The organism is Janthinobacterium agaricidamnosum, from assembly GCF_003667705.1.
Classification (GTDB): Bacteria; Pseudomonadota; Gammaproteobacteria; order Burkholderiales; family Burkholderiaceae_D; genus Janthinobacterium.
The window spans coordinates 5894934-5911625 of the sequence record NZ_CP033019.1; the positions used below are offsets into that span (position 1 = coordinate 5894934).

At 63.3% G+C, this 16692-nt stretch carries 14 protein-coding genes; 12 read left to right on the forward strand and 2 right to left on the reverse strand.

Annotation, left to right across the window (positions count from 1 at the left end):
* Window positions 1–46 precede the first annotated feature (46 nt).
* Window positions 47–2128 carry an EAL domain-containing protein gene (locus D9M09_RS26610; RefSeq protein WP_227742158.1) on the forward strand — a complete coding sequence of 694 codons (2082 nt, stop codon included), beginning with the start codon at window positions 47–49 and terminating at the stop codon, window positions 2126–2128.
* Window positions 2129–2137: 9 nt separating this feature from the next.
* Here D9M09_RS26610 and D9M09_RS26615 read toward each other — a convergent pair whose 3' ends face one another.
* Entirely contained in the window at window positions 2138–3355 is a 1218-nt protein-coding gene (locus D9M09_RS26615; protein ID WP_121670759.1) for a hypothetical protein, read from the reverse strand.
* 264 nt (window positions 3356–3619) lie between these two features.
* Between D9M09_RS26615 and D9M09_RS26620 the strand changes: the two genes are divergently transcribed.
* The 11 genes from D9M09_RS26620 to D9M09_RS26670 all read left to right on the forward strand — a co-directional run bounded on the left by D9M09_RS26620 (window position 3620) and on the right by D9M09_RS26670 (window position 15622).
* A complete protein-coding gene (locus D9M09_RS26620; RefSeq protein ID WP_070223242.1) occupies window positions 3620–5278 on the forward strand; it encodes a methyl-accepting chemotaxis protein in 1659 nt (552 codons plus the stop codon).
* Window positions 5279–5303: 25 nt separating this feature from the next.
* Window positions 5304–6752, forward strand: a complete 1449-nt coding sequence (gene hemN / locus D9M09_RS26625) for an oxygen-independent coproporphyrinogen III oxidase (protein WP_099408217.1) — start codon at window positions 5304–5306, stop codon at window positions 6750–6752.
* A gap of 9 nt (window positions 6753–6761) precedes the next feature.
* Window positions 6762–7532 carry a sulfite exporter TauE/SafE family protein gene (locus D9M09_RS26630; protein ID WP_121670760.1) on the forward strand — a complete coding sequence of 257 codons (771 nt, stop codon included), beginning with the start codon at window positions 6762–6764 and terminating at the stop codon, window positions 7530–7532.
* 22 nt (window positions 7533–7554) lie between these two features.
* A complete protein-coding gene (locus D9M09_RS26635; RefSeq protein ID WP_070312676.1) occupies window positions 7555–9984 on the forward strand; it encodes a heavy metal translocating P-type ATPase in 2430 nt (809 codons plus the stop codon).
* Window positions 9985–9986: 2 nt separating this feature from the next.
* On the forward strand, window positions 9987–10163 hold the full coding sequence (gene ccoS / locus D9M09_RS26640; RefSeq protein WP_046681774.1) for a cbb3-type cytochrome oxidase assembly protein CcoS: 177 nt from the start codon (window positions 9987–9989) through the stop codon (window positions 10161–10163).
* A 228-nt stretch (window positions 10164–10391) separates the two neighbouring features.
* Window positions 10392–11819: a cytochrome-c oxidase, cbb3-type subunit I gene (ccoN, locus tag D9M09_RS26645; RefSeq protein WP_046681775.1), complete on the forward strand. Its 1428-nt coding sequence runs from the start codon at window positions 10392–10394 to the stop codon at window positions 11817–11819.
* Between the two features lie 15 nt (window positions 11820–11834).
* Window positions 11835–12449, forward strand: a complete 615-nt coding sequence (gene ccoO, locus D9M09_RS26650) for a cytochrome-c oxidase, cbb3-type subunit II (RefSeq protein ID WP_070223252.1) — start codon at window positions 11835–11837, stop codon at window positions 12447–12449.
* A 1-nt stretch (window position 12450) separates the two neighbouring features.
* Window positions 12451–12651 (forward strand): cbb3-type cytochrome oxidase subunit 3, encoded by a 201-nt coding sequence (locus D9M09_RS26655; protein ID WP_070223255.1) that lies wholly within the window; start codon window positions 12451–12453, stop codon window positions 12649–12651.
* Window positions 12644–13564 carry a cytochrome-c oxidase, cbb3-type subunit III gene (ccoP, locus tag D9M09_RS26660; protein WP_046681778.1) on the forward strand — a complete coding sequence of 307 codons (921 nt, stop codon included), beginning with the start codon at window positions 12644–12646 and terminating at the stop codon, window positions 13562–13564. Before D9M09_RS26655 ends, ccoP begins: the two co-directional genes overlap by 8 nt.
* 4 nt (window positions 13565–13568) lie before the next feature.
* Window positions 13569–14951 carry a cytochrome c oxidase accessory protein CcoG gene (ccoG, locus tag D9M09_RS26665; protein WP_121670761.1) on the forward strand — a complete coding sequence of 461 codons (1383 nt, stop codon included), beginning with the start codon at window positions 13569–13571 and terminating at the stop codon, window positions 14949–14951.
* Between the two features lie 146 nt (window positions 14952–15097).
* Window positions 15098–15622 (forward strand): FixH family protein, encoded by a 525-nt coding sequence (locus tag D9M09_RS26670; RefSeq protein WP_070223257.1) that lies wholly within the window; start codon window positions 15098–15100, stop codon window positions 15620–15622.
* 126 nt (window positions 15623–15748) lie between these two features.
* Here D9M09_RS26670 and fnr read toward each other — a convergent pair whose 3' ends face one another.
* The gene (fnr, locus tag D9M09_RS26675) at window positions 15749–16507 is read right to left on the reverse strand and encodes a fumarate/nitrate reduction transcriptional regulator Fnr (protein ID WP_070223259.1); all 759 of its coding nucleotides are present in this window, start codon (window positions 16505–16507) and stop codon (window positions 15749–15751) included.
* Window positions 16508–16692: the final 185 nt, after the last annotated feature.

Sequence of the window (16692 nt, forward strand, 5' to 3'; positions counted from 1 at the left end):
TCCATGTCGGGAGGGGATGATGGGCGACCAGCAGAAACGTTTGCAGATGGCACTGGAGGCGGCGCACATGGCCATCTGGGATTCGCGCATCGTCGATGGCCAGGTCATCGACGGCACGGTCAGCTGGTCGGCCAAGGGCGCTGCCTTGCTGGGCCTGGAAGAACGCGCGCTGACGCAGCCATTTCGCGCCTTTCTCGACTGCGTGCACGCCAGCGACCGCGACAAGGTCATGACCGTGCTGCAGGACGGCGTGCGCCGGCGCGAAGGCTACGCCCTGCAATACCGCGTCGTCTGGCCCGACGGCAGCGAACATTGGCTGGCGGCCAAGGCGCAAATTTTCATGGATGCCGACGGGCATCCCGAACGCACCCTGGGCATCATCTGGGATATCACCGAGCACATGGAGCGCGAACTTCTGATCGCAGAAAGCAAGGAACTGGCCGAAGTGACGCTCAGCTCCATCGGCGATGGCGTCATCACCACCGATCCTCAGGGCAAGACGCGCTACCTGAACCGGGTGGCCGAGCAATTGACGGGCTGGAGCAACGAGCTGGCGCAGGGCCTGGACATCTGGGAAACCCTCAAGCTCGTCGATGAACACACGGGGGCGCCGCTCGAACACGTGGCCATCAAGTGCTTGCGCCAGCGCCAGGCCATCGGCATTTCCACGCATGCGCAGCTGGTCACGCGCGAAGGGCGGCATATCGCCGTGGAAGACTCGGCCGCGCCCATCTGGTCGCGCGACGGCGAGATCCTCGGTGCCGTCGTCGTGTTTCGCGACGTCAGCCACGAACGCAAGCTGAGCCAGCAGCTGTCGTGGCAAGCCACGCACGACGCCCTGACGGGCCTGATCAACCGGCGCGAATTCGAACATCTGGTGGCCGGCGCCCTGCACACGGCCAAGCAGGACGGCCACACACATGCGCTGCTGTACCTGGATCTGGACCAGTTCAAGGTCATCAACGACACCTGCGGCCACGGCGCCGGCGACGTGCTGCTGCAGCTGCTGGCCAAGATGCTGCAGGGGCGCATGCGCGACAGCGACATCCTGGCGCGCCTCGGCGGCGACGAACTGGGCGTGCTGCTGCCCCACTGCCCGCTCGATCACGCGCGGCAGATCGGCGAACAGCTGCGCCAGTCCATCCGCGATTTCCGCTTCGCCTGGGATAACCGCAGCTTCGAGCTGGGCGTGAGCATCGGCATCGTGGAAATCAACCAGGACAGCAAGTCCATGAGCGAGCTGCTGAGCGCTGCCGACCAGGCGTGCTACCTGGCCAAGGAGCAGGGCCGCAACCGCATCCATGTCTACCAGGAATCGGACGTCATGCTGGCGCAGCGGCACGGCGAAATGCTGTGGATTTCGCGTCTGAACGAAGCGTTCGCACACGATTATTTCCGCCTGTACGCCATGCCCATCGTGCACCTGCACGACCGCGAGGAACACCACGACGAAGTGCTGATCCGTATCCGCAACAGCAAGGGCGACCTGATACTGCCCGGCGCCTTCATTCCCGCCGCCGAACGCTACGACATGATGCTGCCCATCGACCGCTGGGTCATCCGCGCCGTCTGCGCGCATATCGAAAGCGTGCGCGACAGCCTGCCGCCGCTCGAGGCGCTGGCCGAAAGCCGGCGCCGCGCACCGGCCCTGTATTCCGTCAACCTGTCGGGCATGTCGCTGGCCGACACGGGCTTGCACGACTACATTACCGAGCAGTTCGTGCAATTCGCGATTGCGCCCGAACAGATCTGCTTTGAGATCACGGAAACGGCCGTCATCGCCAACCTGCCCAAGGCGCAAGTGTTCATGCGCCAGCTCAAGGCCATGGGCTGCCGCTTCTCGCTCGACGACTTCGGCAGCGGCTTTTCCTCGTTCGGCTACCTGAAGGCCCTGCCCGTCGACTATCTGAAGATCGACGGCGTCTTCGTGCGCGACATCGCCACCAACGCCATCAACCGCGCCATGGTCAAGGCCATCAATGAAGTGGGCCACGTGATGGGCCTGCAAACGGTGGCCGAATACGTGGAAGACGAAGCCACCCTGGCCGTCATCCGCGAGCTGGGCATCGACTATGCGCAAGGCTACGCCGTGGGCGGCCTGCGGCCGCTGACGGCGGGCGTGGATTAGCGGCCAGCTTCAGAGCTCGCAGGCCGGCGCCGCCGCCACGCACTGCGCATCGGGAAACGAGCGCACGCGGTAGCGCACCGGGTAGCAATCGATTTGCTCCATCAGGCCGCCGCCGATGGCTTGCGCCTCGTCCCACGCCAGCAGCTTGCTGCCGCTGCGCTCGCCATGCTCGTCGCGCACCTCGAGCGCCACGACATCGGTGCGCGGCAGCAAGGTATGCACGTCACGGGCCCAGCTGCTCACGGAAACGACGCGCTCGCCCGGCTGCCGTTCGATCAGCAGGCAGCTGGCGACGAAGACATCTTCGCCCGTGCTCGTGTTGAGTTGCTCCCACTCTTCCTTCTGCTGGTTGTAGAGATCGGCGCGCACGATCGTCTGGAAACGCCGCAGCGCCGTGGCGACGGCCGCATCGGCCGGTTCGCAGGCGACGATTTTCCCGTCCCGCACGCCATACAGGGCGGTCGAGACCTGCCGCCCCTCGTCGCGCGCCAGTTGATCGGCCAGAGCCACCATGGCCAGCTGTCCTGCCGCATGGTGCGACGACGCCAGCAGGAAGCGGCCGCGCGTGGGCACCATCACCAGCGGTTCGCCGCCTTCGCAGGCGCGGTACAGCAAGTCCGGCAGCAGCAGGCGCGAAGAATCATAGGCGTCGTTCCAGTCGCCCAGCAGCAAGCCGTTGCCCAACGCGACGAAACTGTGCGCCGTGCGGTCGCGCAAATTGTCCATGGCCGCCGCCAGCGCCTGTTCGAACGTCACGCCCCACTGCGCCAGCGTAGCCTGGCCGATGGTGGCCATATTCGCTTCCGTATCGTAGGCCAGCATGACGACCGCATCCTCGCTGAAGTCCTGGCAGGCAGTGGCAAATGCCGGACGCTGCGGCTCGGTCTGCGCCAGCAGGCGCAGATGGTCGCCCTGCCGGCGGCTGCGCAGTACGGGCATCAGGCTGGCGCGGGCGTCGGCAAAGCTGGATGGCACGCCGGGAGCCGAGTAGATGCTCAGGTAGTGCTGCACGACGTGTGCACGCTGCTTGCGAGGCGCGGCGCAATAGTCGCGGTAGGCATTGTCCAGATTGAAAACATGCCCGTCGTCGCTGCCCGACACGATGCGAAACTGTTCCCGTTCATAGCGGCTGTCGGATGCCAGGCCATCCTGGACGATCTGCCGCAGGACGAGCTGCGCAAAGGCATCGCGCGAGGGAGGGCTGCGGAAAAAATCGAATAAACCCATGGGTCTCCTGAATCCAAAGAAAGCCGCCAAGGCAAATAGTGCCAATTAGCAAAAGAAATAGCCAATTTGGCACTATAAACGAAAAGCTGCCGGGACGAAATGGGACTGGCTTGAGAGCTGCGGCAAATTACCCGAGCCAATCTGGAGGATTTTGATCTACATCAATAAATTTGCGCAGGCGACTCCTTACACTGATCTCCATTCTTGCAATCGTGCAAGTCTTACTTACCAATTGCTCATTTAACCGACCAGGAAGCCGCGACCATGCGACAAAATTTGCCAGTGACTAACCGTGAAGTCCTCGTCCAGGACGACCAGGCCATCGTGTCGAAAACGGATATGAACGGCAATATCGTCTACGTGAATCCGTACTTCAGCCAGGTCAGCGGCTTCAGCGAGGCAGAGCTGCTCGGTTCGCCCCAGAACATCGTGCGCCACCCGGACATGCCGGCCGAGGCGTTTGCCGACCTGTGGGCGTCGATCCAGGCCGGCACGCCGTGGACGGGCCTGGTCAAGAACCGCTGCAAGAACGGCGATTTTTACTGGGTGCGCGCCAACGTCACGCCCATCCGCGAAGCGGGCAAGACCATCGGCTACATGTCGGTGCGCGTGAAGGCCGACAAGGACCAGGTCAAGGCGGCCGAGGAAGCCTACGCGGCCATCCGCAACAAGGAAGGCGGCAACATCGTCATCAAGCATGGCCAGATCGTGCGCCCGGGCCTGGCGCACCTGCTGCACAACCTGACGCACATGTCGCTCAACCTGCGCATCTGGGCCGCCACCTCCATCGTCAACTGCCTGCAGCTGCTGGTGTGCATCATCAGCCTGTTCGCCAGCGGCGGCAAGATCACCAATTACGCCATCTTCGGCGCCACCCTGTTCGGTTTCCTGATCAACGTCTTCCTCTGGTACACCTTGCGCATGTCCGTGCTCAAGCCGCTGGGCAAGGCCCTGAACGGCGCGCGGGCCATTGCCGCCGGCGATCTGTCGGGCAGTTTTGAAACGGACAGCACGGATGAAATGGGCCAGCTGCTGCGCGCCCTGCAACAGATGAACAGCAACCTGATCGCCACCATCCGCGACGTGCGCATCAACGTGGAAACCATGGCCGTGGCCACCAAGCAAATCGCCGTCGGCAATATGGACCTGTCGGGCCGTACGGAATCGCAGGCGGCCAGCCTTGAAGAGACGGCGTCGAGCATCGAGGAATTCTCGTCGACCGTGAAACAGAACGCGGACAACTCGGTGCAGGCGAATGAACTGGCCGTGGCCGCCTCGAAAGTGGCGGTGCAGGGCGGCGAGATCGTTTCCGAAGTGATCACCACCATGGACGACATCAACACCTCGTCAAAGAAGATCGTCGACATCATCGGCCTGATCGAAGGCATCGCCTTCCAGACCAACATCCTGGCCCTGAACGCGGCCGTGGAAGCGGCGCGCGCCGGCGAGCAGGGCAGGGGCTTTGCCGTGGTGGCGGGCGAAGTGCGCAACCTGGCGCAGCGCTCGTCCGTGGCGGCCAAGGACATCAAGCAACTGATCGAAATTTCCGTCGGCAAGGTGGGCGCCGGCATGCTGCAGGTGAACCGCGCGGGCGCCACCATGGAGCAGGTGGTCAGCTCCGTCAAGCAGGTGACGGCGATCATGCAGGAAATTTCCATCGCCTCGCGCGAGCAAAGCATCGGCGTCGACCAGGTCAACCAGGCCATCGCCCACATGGACCAGGTGACGCAGCAGAACGCGGCCCTGGTGGAAGAAGCCGCCGCGGCCGCCACGCGCCTGGCGGAAGAAGCAGCCAGCCTGTCGCAAGCCGTGAGCCTGTTCAATTTCGGCAAGATGCCGCCACCGCGCCGCGTCGCCATGCCCGGCGGCAAGGGCGGCGCCGCGAACGCCGGCAAACCCGCCATGAAACGCCTGGCCGCCTAAACCTTTCAAGACATCAAAACACATCATGCCTACACTCCTCAGCAGTGCTTCCGCCGACCTGGACGCCGTCGTCGAATTCGACCCGGTCATCATCGGCAAGATGAGCCAGTCCGGCCCCCGCTACACGTCGTATCCGACCGCCGACCGTTTCAGTGCCGACTTTGGCTACGGCAATTTCCTCGAAGCGCTGGCCGCGCTGCGCATGCGCGGCGGCCGACGTCCGCTGTCGCTGTACGTGCACGTGCCGTTCTGCGACACCCTGTGCTACTACTGCGCCTGCAACAAGATCATCACGAAAGACCGCAGCAAGGCCGCCACCTACCTCAGCTACCTGAAACAGGAAATCGCCATGCAGGGCAAGCTGTTTGCCGGCATGAACCAGATCGAGCAATTGCACTTCGGCGGCGGCACGCCCACCTACCTGAGCGAAAAGCAGATGGACGAACTGATGGCGCACCTGCGCCAGCATTTCGAGTTCGCTGCCGATGAAGACGGCGAATATTCGATCGAGATCGACCCGCGCACCGTGTCGCGCGAGCGCGTGTTTTCCCTGCGTGCGCAAGGCTTTAATCGCATCAGCCTGGGCGTGCAGGATTTCGACGCGGACGTGCAAAAAGCCGTCAACCGCATCCAGCCGGAAGCGGAAACGGTGGCCATCATGCAGGCGGCGCGCGACGCCGGTTTCCGCTCGATCAGCATCGACCTGATCTACGGCCTGCCCAAGCAAAACCTGGACACGATGACGGAAACCTTGCGCAAGGTGATCAACGCCAGCCCCGACCGCATCGCCCTGTACCACTACGCGCACATGCCGCACCTGTTCAAGCCGCAGCGCCGCATCCTCGACGCCGACATGCCCGACAGCGCCACCAAGCTGGCCATGCTGGGCCTGTGCATCGCGCGCCTGACCGCCGCCGGCTATGTCTACATCGGCATGGACCATTTCGCCAAGCCGACGGACGACCTGGCCGTGGCGCAGCGCCAGGGCCGCTTGCACCGCAATTTCCAGGGCTATTCCACGCGCGCGGAAGCGGACCTGATCGCCTGCGGCGTGTCGGCCATCAGTTCCGTCGGCGCCGTCTACAGCCAGAATGAAAAGACGCTCGACGCGTACTATGAAAAGCTCGACGAAGGCGTGCTGCCGATCGCGCGCGGCATCAAGCTCGATACGGACGATTTATTACGCCGTATCATCATCCAGATGCTGATGTGCAATTTCGAATTGTCGATCGCCACCATCGAGCAGGCGCACCCCGTGAAATTCCGCAGCTACTTCGCCACGGAACTGGAAAAGCTGCGCGAACTGGCGCGTGACGGCTTGCTCGTCATCGAGGAAGACTGGCTGACGGTGACGCCGAAAGGGCGCTTGCTGATCCGCAATATCTGCATGGTTTTCGACCGCTACCTGACCATGGCGCGCGCCAACGCGGCGCCGGACGCGGTGCAGCCGCTGCGCTACTCGAAAACGGTGTAACACCGCCCGATGAACGCCCTCAGCCTCGTGCCCATGTTCCTGGTCGGCCTGGCCGGCAGCGTGCACTGCATCGGCATGTGCGGCGGCATCGTGGGCGCCCTGTCGATCAGCGGCGGTGCCGCTCCCGCGCCAGCGCGCCCCGTGATCGCCATCGCCGTGGCGCGCCCGGCATTGCAGACAACCGTGCAGGCCAATGTGCTGCGCGTGCTGGCCTACAACGGCGGGCGCATAGGCAGCTACATGCTGGCCGGCGCCCTGGCCGGCAGCCTGGCCGGCGCCGGCATGCTGCACATGGCGTCACTGCAAGTGGCCGGCTACTGGCTGGCCAACCTGATGCTGGTGGCGTTGGGCCTGTACCTGATGGATGCCTGGCGCGGCCTGGCCCGGCTGGAAGCGGCGGGCAACGTCGTCTGGCGCCGCGTGCGTCCCCTGCTGAAACCGCTGATGCCCATGGATACGCCGTTCAAGGCGCTGGCCGTGGGCGGCCTGTGGGGCTGGGTGCCGTGCGGCATGGTCTACAGCGCCCTGCTGACGGCCATGATGCAAGGTTCGGCATTGCGCGGCGCGGCCACGATGGCCGCCTTCGGCCTGGGCACCCTGCCCACGTTGCTGGGCATGGGACTGCTGGGCACGCGCCTGCGCACACAGATGCAGCGCCGCCCCGTGCGCATCGCCAGCGGCGTGCTGGTGCTGGGCTTTGGCTTGCTGGGCCTGCTGCGCGCCGCGAATGGCGTCTCGCTGGGCTGGCTCGACGCCCTGTGCGTCACGGGCCATCCATGAAAAGACGCATGAAAACAAACTTATGAATGCAGTTTTACAACCCTCCGCCTGCTTCCATTGCGGCTTGCCCGTGCCCAGCGGCTCGAGCTGGCACGTCACCATCGACGACGTGCCGCGCGCCATGTGCTGCCCCGGCTGCGAAGCGGTGGCGCAAACCATCGTCGACATCGGCCAGAGCGCCTACTACCGCGACCGCGACGAATACGCCGTCAACGCGGCTGACGCCACCATGGTGCCGCCCGAACTGCGTTTGTACAGCAATGACGACGCGCAATTCGCGCGCGACGCCAGCAGCTGCGAAGCGACCCTGTCTGTCGAAGGCATCCGCTGCGCCGCCTGCGTCTGGCTGATCGAACGTCAATTGACGCGCCTGCCAGGCGTGCAGGCGGCCAGCCTGAACGTCGCCACGGAGCGCCTGTACGTGCGCTGGAGCCGCGCGCAGTGCGAGCCGGGCGATATCCTGCAAGCCGTGCGGCAAGTCGGTTACACGGCCTATCCGTATGACGCCGTGCGCCATGGCGAACGCCTGCAAAAAGCCAGCAAGACGCTGGGCCGCCAGCTGTTCGTGGCCGGCCTGTCGATGATGCAGGTGATGATGTACGTGGCACCCGCCTACCTGGCGGCCGAAGACGGCACGCTGGACGACAATATGGCCAGCCTGATGCGCTGGGCCAGCCTGCTCTTGACCCTGCCCGCCATCTGCTATTCGGCCATGCCGTTTTTCCAGGGCGCCTGGGCCAGCCTGCGCGCGCGCACCCTGGGCATGGACGTGCCCGTGGCGCTGGGCATCCTGGCAGCGTTCTTCGGCAGCGTGGTGGCGACGTTTACGGGCCGCGGCGAGGTGTATTACGACTCGGCCACGATGTTCATCTTCCTGCTGCTGTGCAGCCGCTATTTCGAGCTGCAGGCGCGCCGCAAGGCTGCCTCGGCCCTCGAGCGCTTGCAGCACGCCTTGCCCGCGTCCGCCTCGCTGATGGCGGGCTTTCCCGACAACCGCGCCACCACCCTGGTGCCGGCCGGCAGCCTGGCCGTCGGTGACATCATCCTGGTCAAGCCGGGCGAGGCGATCGCCGCCGACAGCGTCATCATCGAAGGCACGAGCGCGCTCGATTTATCGCTGCTGACGGGCGAGAGCGCGGCGCAGCGCCGCAAACTGGGCGAGCGGGTGCCGGGCGGGGCCATCAACGCCAGCGCGGCGCTGATCTTGCGCGTACTGAAACCGGCGCGCGAAAGCACCTTGTCCGACCTGTTGAAACTGATCGAGCGGGCCGGCAGCGGCAAGCCGCAGATCGCGCAGTGGGCCGACAAGGTCGCCGCCTGGTTCGTGCTGGGCCTGCTGCTGTTTGCCGTCGCCGTGTTCGCCTTCTGGAGCTGGCACGACCCGTCGCAGGCGTGGCCCGTGGCCATCGCCGTGCTGGTCGTGTCGTGCCCGTGCGCGCTGTCTCTCGCCACGCCGACGGCGCTGGCGGCCGCCACCGACAGCCTGCTGCGGCGCGGCGTGCTGATCGTCCAGCCGCACGTGCTGGAAACCCTGCACCGCGCCACCCACATCGTCTTCGACAAGACGGGGACATTGACCCTGGGCCGGCCCGTGCTGAAACAGATCGAGGGCCTGGACGGCATGACGGAAGACGACTGTCTGCAGGTGGCCGCCGCGCTGGAGGCGGGCAGCGCCCATCCGCTGGCACAGGCGATCCTGGCAGCAGCGGGAGAAACACCGCGCACGCATGCGGAAAACCTGCAGGAAGTGCAGGGCCAGGGCCTCGAAGGCATCGTCGACGGCGTGCGCTACCGCCTGGGCAATGCGGCCTTTGTCGCCGCCATCGCGGGTCCGCCGCTGGGTGACACGGCCGTCGGCATGCAGGGCATGACGCCGCTGTACCTGGGCACGCAGGGGCGCTGGCTGACGCGTTTCCTGCTCAGCGACGCGCTGCGCCCGGAAGCGCGCGACGTGGTCGCGTATTTCCACCGGCACGGCAAGCAAGTCGTGCTGCTGAGCGGTGACCAGGAAGCGCTGACGCAAAGCGTGGCGGCGGAGCTGGGCATCGCCACGGCGTGCGGCGAATGCCTGCCCGATGAAAAGCTCGATTTCGTGCAGCAATTGCAGGCGACGGGCGCCGTGGTGGCGATGGTGGGCGACGGCATCAACGACGCCGCCGTGCTGAGCGGTGCCGACGTGTCCTTCGCCATGGGCTCCGGCGCCGCGCTGGCGCAAGCGCATGCGGACACGGTGCTGCTGTCGAGCCAATTGGTGTCCGTGCTCGACACGGCCAAGACGGCCGCGCGCAGCATGCGCATCATCCGCGAGAACCTGGGCTGGGCCACGCTGTACAATCTGACGGCCATCCCGGCCGCCGCGCTGGGCTTCTTGAACCCCTGGCTGTCCGGCGTCGGCATGGCTGCCAGCTCGGCGGTCGTCATCGCCAACGCCCTGCGCCTGCGGAAAGCCTGAACATGGAAGCACTGTATCTCCTCATCCCCCTGAGCGTCGTGGTCGTCTTCATCGCCCTGTGGGTGTATTTCACGGCCTCGGACAGCGGCCAGTTCGACGACCTCGTCGGACCGGGCCTGCGCGTGCTGCAGGATGACGACACGACGGTCAAGCCGGCGCCCGGCGAACCGCATCCCTGACCTCACCGCCCGGCCGGCGTCCCGCACGCCATGGCCGGCGCGTCTGCTCCACATGCCCTTTTTGCAGGGATCTTGTACGGCTTTTTTGATCGAAATATCACTTTATTTCGATGCCAGTTCGCTACGCTTATTTCATCCGGGGAATTTTGATCCACATCAAAGTTTTTTCGCGGTCAAACACTTACTCTCTGGCCACCATCATAAATAGTAATTCCAGGGAGAGTCTTTGTGGATCAATCGCTGAACTATAACTACAAGATCGTGAAGCAATTCGCGGTCGCTACTGTGGTATGGGGCATCATCGGCATGCTGGTTGGCGTTATCATCGCCGCTCAGCTGGCCTGGCCTGCCCTGAACCTCGACATACCATGGCTGACATACGGACGCTTGCGTCCGCTGCACACGAATGCGGTGATTTTCGCCTTCGGCATCTGCGGCCTGTTCGCCACCTCGTACTACGTCGTGCAACGCACCTGCCAGGTGCGCCTGTTTTCCGACAAACTGGCCGCCTTTACCTTCTGGGGCTGGCAAGCGGTAATCCTGTGCGCGGTCGTCAGCCTGCCCATGGGCCTGACCCGCGGCAAGGAATACGCCGAGCTGGAATGGCCTATCGCCATCCTCATCGCCGTCGTCTGGATCGCCTACGCCATCGTCTTCTTCGGCACCCTGATCAAGCGCAAGGTCAAGCACATCTACGTGGCGAACTGGTTCTTCGGCGCCTACATCCTGGCCGTGACGATTTTGCACGTGGTCAATGGCGCCGTCATGCCAGCCTCGTTCACCAAGTCGTATTCCGCGTATGCGGGCGTGCAGGACGCCATGATCCAGTGGTGGTACGGCCATAACGCGGTGGGCTTCATCCTGACCGCCGGCTACCTGGGCATGGTCTACTACTTCATCCCGAAACAGGCCGAGCGCCCCGTGTACTCGTACCGTCTGTCGATCGTCCACTTCTGGGCGCTGATCTTCACCTACATGTGGGCGGGCCCGCATCACCTGCACTACACGGCATTGCCTGACTGGACGCAATCGATCGGCATGGTCTTCTCGCTGGTCCTCCTGGCGCCAAGCTGGGGCGGCATGATCAACGGCATCATGACCCTGTCGGGCGCCTGGCACAAGCTGCGCACCGATCCGATCCTGAAATTCATGATCGTCTCGCTGTCGTTCTACGGCATCGCCACCTTCGAAGGTCCGATGATGTCGATCAAGACCATCAACTCGCTGTCGCACTACACCGACTGGACCGTTGCCCACGTGCATGCGGGCGCCCTGGGCTGGGTGGGCTTCATCACCATGGGTTCGATCTACTACCTGCTGCCGCGTCTGGCGGGCCGCACGCAGATGCACAGCACGCGCCTGGTCGACGTGCACTTCTGGGTGGCCACCATCGGCATCGTGCTGTACATCGCCGCAATGTGGATCGCCGGCGTGATGCAGGGCCTGATGTGGCGCGCGGTCAATCCGGACGGCACCCTGACCTACACCTTTGTCGAGAGCGTGAAAGCAACGTATCCGTACTACGTGGTGCGCGTGGCCGGCGGCCTGCTGTACCTGTCGGGTATGTGCATCATGGGCTACAACACCTGGATGACTCTGCGCGGCAGCAAACTCCCCGTCGCCCGCATTCCGGAACTGAACGCGGCGCACGCCTGATAGGAGCGAAAGCAAATGAAATTTTCACATGCATGGATTGAGAAAAACCCCTGGCTGCTGATCGCCCTGGTCACGGTGGTGATCAGCATCGGCGGCGCCGTCGAGATCGTCCCCCTGTTCTTCCAGAAGAGCACGACGGAGCCCGTCGCCGGCCTGAAGCCGTATTCGCCGCTGCGCCTGGCGGGCCGCGACATCTACGTGCGCGAAGGCTGCTACAACTGCCATTCGCAGATGGTGCGTCCGCTGCGCGCGGAAACGGAACGCTATGGCCACTATTCGGTCGCCGGCGAGTTCGTCTACGACCGTCCGTTCCAGTGGGGTTCCAAGCGCACGGGGCCGGACCTGGCCCGCGTGGGCGCCCGCTACAGCGACGAATGGCACCGCACGCACTTGAACAACCCGCGCGACGTGGTGCCCGAGTCGAACATGCCGGCCTACCCATGGCTGGCGAAGACCAAGCTGGTGCCTGACGACATCATGCCGAAGATGCGCGCCCTGAAACGCCTGGGCCAGCCGTACAGCGACGAAGAGATCGCCGCCGGCCCCGCGCAGCTGCAGGACAAGACGGAAGAAGACGCCCTGGTCGCCTATCTGCAAGGCCTCGGTACATTAATCAAAACAAGGAATTAGCATGGCAATCGAAAACCTGTTTGACAGCGCCAGCAGCGTCATGACGGTGGTTTCCTTTATGACATTCGTGGGCATCCTGTGGTGGACGTTCAGCCGCAGCAATGGCGACTTCGACGCGGCGGCACGCCTGCCGTTCGCCGACGAGGCGCTCGACTATCCGGCCGATGCCGCGCCGGCACAAGGGGAGCGCAACCATGGCTGACTTTACCAATGGCTTCTGGAATATCTACATCGTCGTGCTGTCCCTGCTGGGCATCATCGGCTGCGGCGTGCTGCTGTACTCGCAGTCGAAAGTGAAAGTGGCCGCCGGCGCCCCCGCCGACGGCACCACGGGCCACGTGTGGGACGAGGACTTGAAGGAACTCAATACGCCGATGCCGCGCTGGTGGATGTGGCTGTTCTACATCACCATCGTCTTCGCGCTGGCCTACCTGTTCCTGTACCCGGGCCTGGGCACCTACGCCGGCAGCCTGGGCTGGAAATCGACGGGCCAGTACGAGGAAGAGCTGAAGAAGGCGGAAGCCGACTACGGCCCCCTGTTCAACAAGTACCTGAGCCAGGACTTGAAGACGGTGGCCGCCGATCCGCAGGCGCAAGCCATCGGCCAGCGACTGTTCCTGACCTACTGCGCGCAGTGCCACGGTTCGGATGCCCGCGGCAACAAGGGCTTCCCCAACCTGACGGACAAGGACTGGCTGTATGGCGGTGATCCCGACATCATCAAGACCACCATCATGCACGGCCGCAATGGGCAGATGCCGCCGATGGGCGCCGCGCTCGGTTCCGAAAAAGATGTCGAGAACGTGGCCCATTACGTGCTGAGTCTGTCCGGTTCCACGTCGGACCCCGTCAAGTCCGTGCTGGGCAAGGCCAAGTTCGGCGCCTGCATGGCCTGTCACGGCGCCGATGCGAAGGGCAACCAGATGCTCGGCGCGCCTAACCTGACGGACAAGATCTGGCTGTACGGCGGCAGCGCCGATACCATCATGGAAACCGTGCGCAAGGGTCGCAACAACACCATGCCGGCCTTCAGCGACTTCCTCGGCGAATCCAAGGTACACGTGCTGTCGGCGTATGTCTGGAGCCTGTCGAATCCCCAGACGCCCGTGAAATGATGTAATGGAACCTCAAGTCATCAAGATGTATGCGGCCCGCGAGCAAATCTACCCTCGCGAGGCCAAAGGACGCTACGCTACCTGGCGATGGGTATGCGTATGGCTTACCCAGCTCGCGTTCTACGGCTTGCCGTGGTTGACCTGGAATGGCAGGCAAGCCCTGCTGTTCGATTTGACCACGCGCAAGTTCTACATTTTCGGCGTCGTGCTGTGGCCCCAGGATTTCATCTATCTGGCGGCCCTGCTGATCATCTGTGCGTATTTGTTATTCCTCGTCACGGCCATTGCCGGGCGGGTGTGGTGCGGGTTTTCTTGCCCGCAAACGGTATACACGGAAATCTTCCTGTGGGTCGAACGCCGCATCGAGGGCACGCGCAGCGCGCGCATGGCCCTCGACAAGCAGGGCCCCTCCGTGCGCAAGGCGTTCAAGAAGACGGCCAAGCACCTGGTATGGGGCGCCATCGCCCTGTGGACGGGCTTTACCTTTGTCGGCTACTTCACGCCGATCAAGGAACTGGCGCGCGAAGTGACCACCCTCAATTTCGGTCCCTGGGAATGGTTCTGGGTCTTGTTCTACAGTCTGGCAACCTACGGCAACGCGGGCTGGCTGCGCGAGCAGGTGTGCAAATACATGTGCCCCTACGCGCGCTTCCAGAGCGCCATGTTCGACCAGGACACGCTGATCATCACCTACGATGCCAAGCGCGGCGAACCACGCGGCGCCATGAGCAAGAAGGCCGGCAACAACGACAAGCTGGGCGACTGCATCGATTGCACCCTGTGCGTGCAGGTGTGTCCGACCGGTATCGATATCCGCAACGGCCTGCAGTATGAATGCATCGGCTGCGCCGCCTGCGTCGATGCCTGCAATACCGTGATGGACAAGGTCGAGCGGCCGCGTGGCCTGATACGCTACAGCACCGACCATGCGATGGAAAACAACTTCAATTCGAAGCAGATCCGCCAGCGCGCCATGCGCCCGCGCGTGCTGATCTACACGTCCATCCTGGCCCTGATCATCATCGCCGTGTGTACGTCGCTGGCCCTGCGCACGCCCCTGAAAATGGACGTGATCCGCGACCGCGGTTCGATGGGACGCGAGGTGGAAGACGGCATGATCGAAAACGTCTATCGTCTGCAGATCATGAACACCTCGGAGCAAAGCCAGCATTTCAAAATCAGCGCTTCCGGCTTGCCGGGTCTGACCTTGCTGACGCGCGACGAAGTGACCTTGCAGCCGACGGAAACGCTGGGCTGGCCGATCCGCCTGCGCGTGCCGCACGGCGTCGGCGAGAAGGGCTCGAACAAGATTGCGATCGAATTGCACTCGCTGGACGACCCGTCGCTGCATGTGCGCGAAAGCGCGGTGTTCATCGTGCCGCGGTGACGTTGATTTGGGGTCGGCCCCTCCGGGTCCGACCCCGTTATTTCGCCGTAGGGGTATCATCAATCATGCGTTAGGGTCACTTGATTTTCAACCCGGAAGCAAAAGCTGGAGTCGGACCCAAAGGGTCCACCCCCAAGGAGAACACAATGTCCGACAGTCTGAAACTGCAACCTCCCGTTGCCCCCTGGTACAAGCATCGCTGGCCATGGCTGCTGATGATCGGTCCCGGCCTGTCCGTGGTCGTCGGCAGCTTCATGGGCTATATCGCGTTTACGCAGCCCGATGCGCTGGTGGTGGGCGACTATTACAAGCAGGGCAAGGCGATCAACCAGGATTTGAAGCGCGACACGATCGCCAGCGACCTGGCCATGGATACGACCCTGTCGTATGACGTCGCTGCAGCGCGCCTGAGCGGCTCCGTGCACAGCTTCGGCAAGGCGTACCAGGGGCCTTTGCAGCTGCACCTGGCGCATGCGACCCTGCCGGAAAAGGATATCAAGCTGCTGGTGCAGCCCGATGCGGCCGGCAATTTTTCCGTGGCGCTGCCGATGCTCGAGCGCAGCCGCTGGCAAGTGCTGGTGGAAAACGACAAACGCGAGTGGCGCCTGTCCGGCATCTGGACCTGGCCCGTGCAACGCAGCATCGCGCTGCACGCGGATGAAGAGCTATAACGTACAGCGCCGGGAAAAAACCGTAGCGAGCGGCAGTGATTTGTGGCTGAGAAGCACAGCTGTGCTATAGCACAGCGAGCATCGCAGGCCGCAAAGCACGACGCGCAGTAGGTTTTGACGGTGCTGTTACTTGCAGACGTCGGTGCCGGCTGTAATAGCTTTTAACTTGGCCGGCTGCAAGATCTCGATCTCGCGGTTGGAAACGCGCAGCCAGCCTTCCTTCTTGAATTTCGACAATAAACGGCTGACGCTTTCGATGGTCAGGCCCAGGTAGTTGCCGATTTCCTCGCGCGACATGCGCAACTGAAATTTGCTGGCCGAATAGCCGCGCGCTTCATAGCGCGACGCCAGGTTGACGATAAAGGCGGCAAAACGCTGCGTCGCCTGCATGTTGCCCAGCAACAGCATGACACTTTGCTCGCGCGTGATTTCCTGGCTCATCATGCGGTGGAAATGGCGCAGCAGGGTCGGCATATTGCCCAGCAATTGTTCCAGGCTGGAAAACGGGATTTCACACACTTCACTGTCTTCCAGCGCCACCGCATTACAGTGGTGACGGTCGGCGCTGATGGCGTCCATGCCCAGCAGTTCGCCCGCCATCTGGAAACCCGTCACCTGCTCTTCGCCGCCCGGATTGATCTGGTAGGTCTTGAAGTGGCCCAGACGGATCGCATACAGGTTCTGGAACGAGTCGCCGATGCGGAACAGCGAAGCGCCGCGCACGATCTTGCGGCGGCGGCCGATGATCTGGTCCAGTCTGTCCATGTCGCCCACGTCGAGGCCCATCGGCAGACACAATTGATGCATGCTGCAGGTCGAGCATCGCGCACGCAACGCTTCCACGGTCACTGTGGGCGAGGTTGGAGTGAGTAGCGCTTCAGTCATGTCGGTACCTTTTAGAAAATGCAACAACAAGTTTACTGCATACAGGGTTGCCGTGTACCAATTTCACCGCAATTTCGCTGAATAAACGACGTTCCGACTTTAATTATATGGCAACATCGTCAAAAGCCCATGCGGAGAGGGCAATTTGCGTGGCGGCGCTTGCCAAGCTGGGGTATTGATAGGAA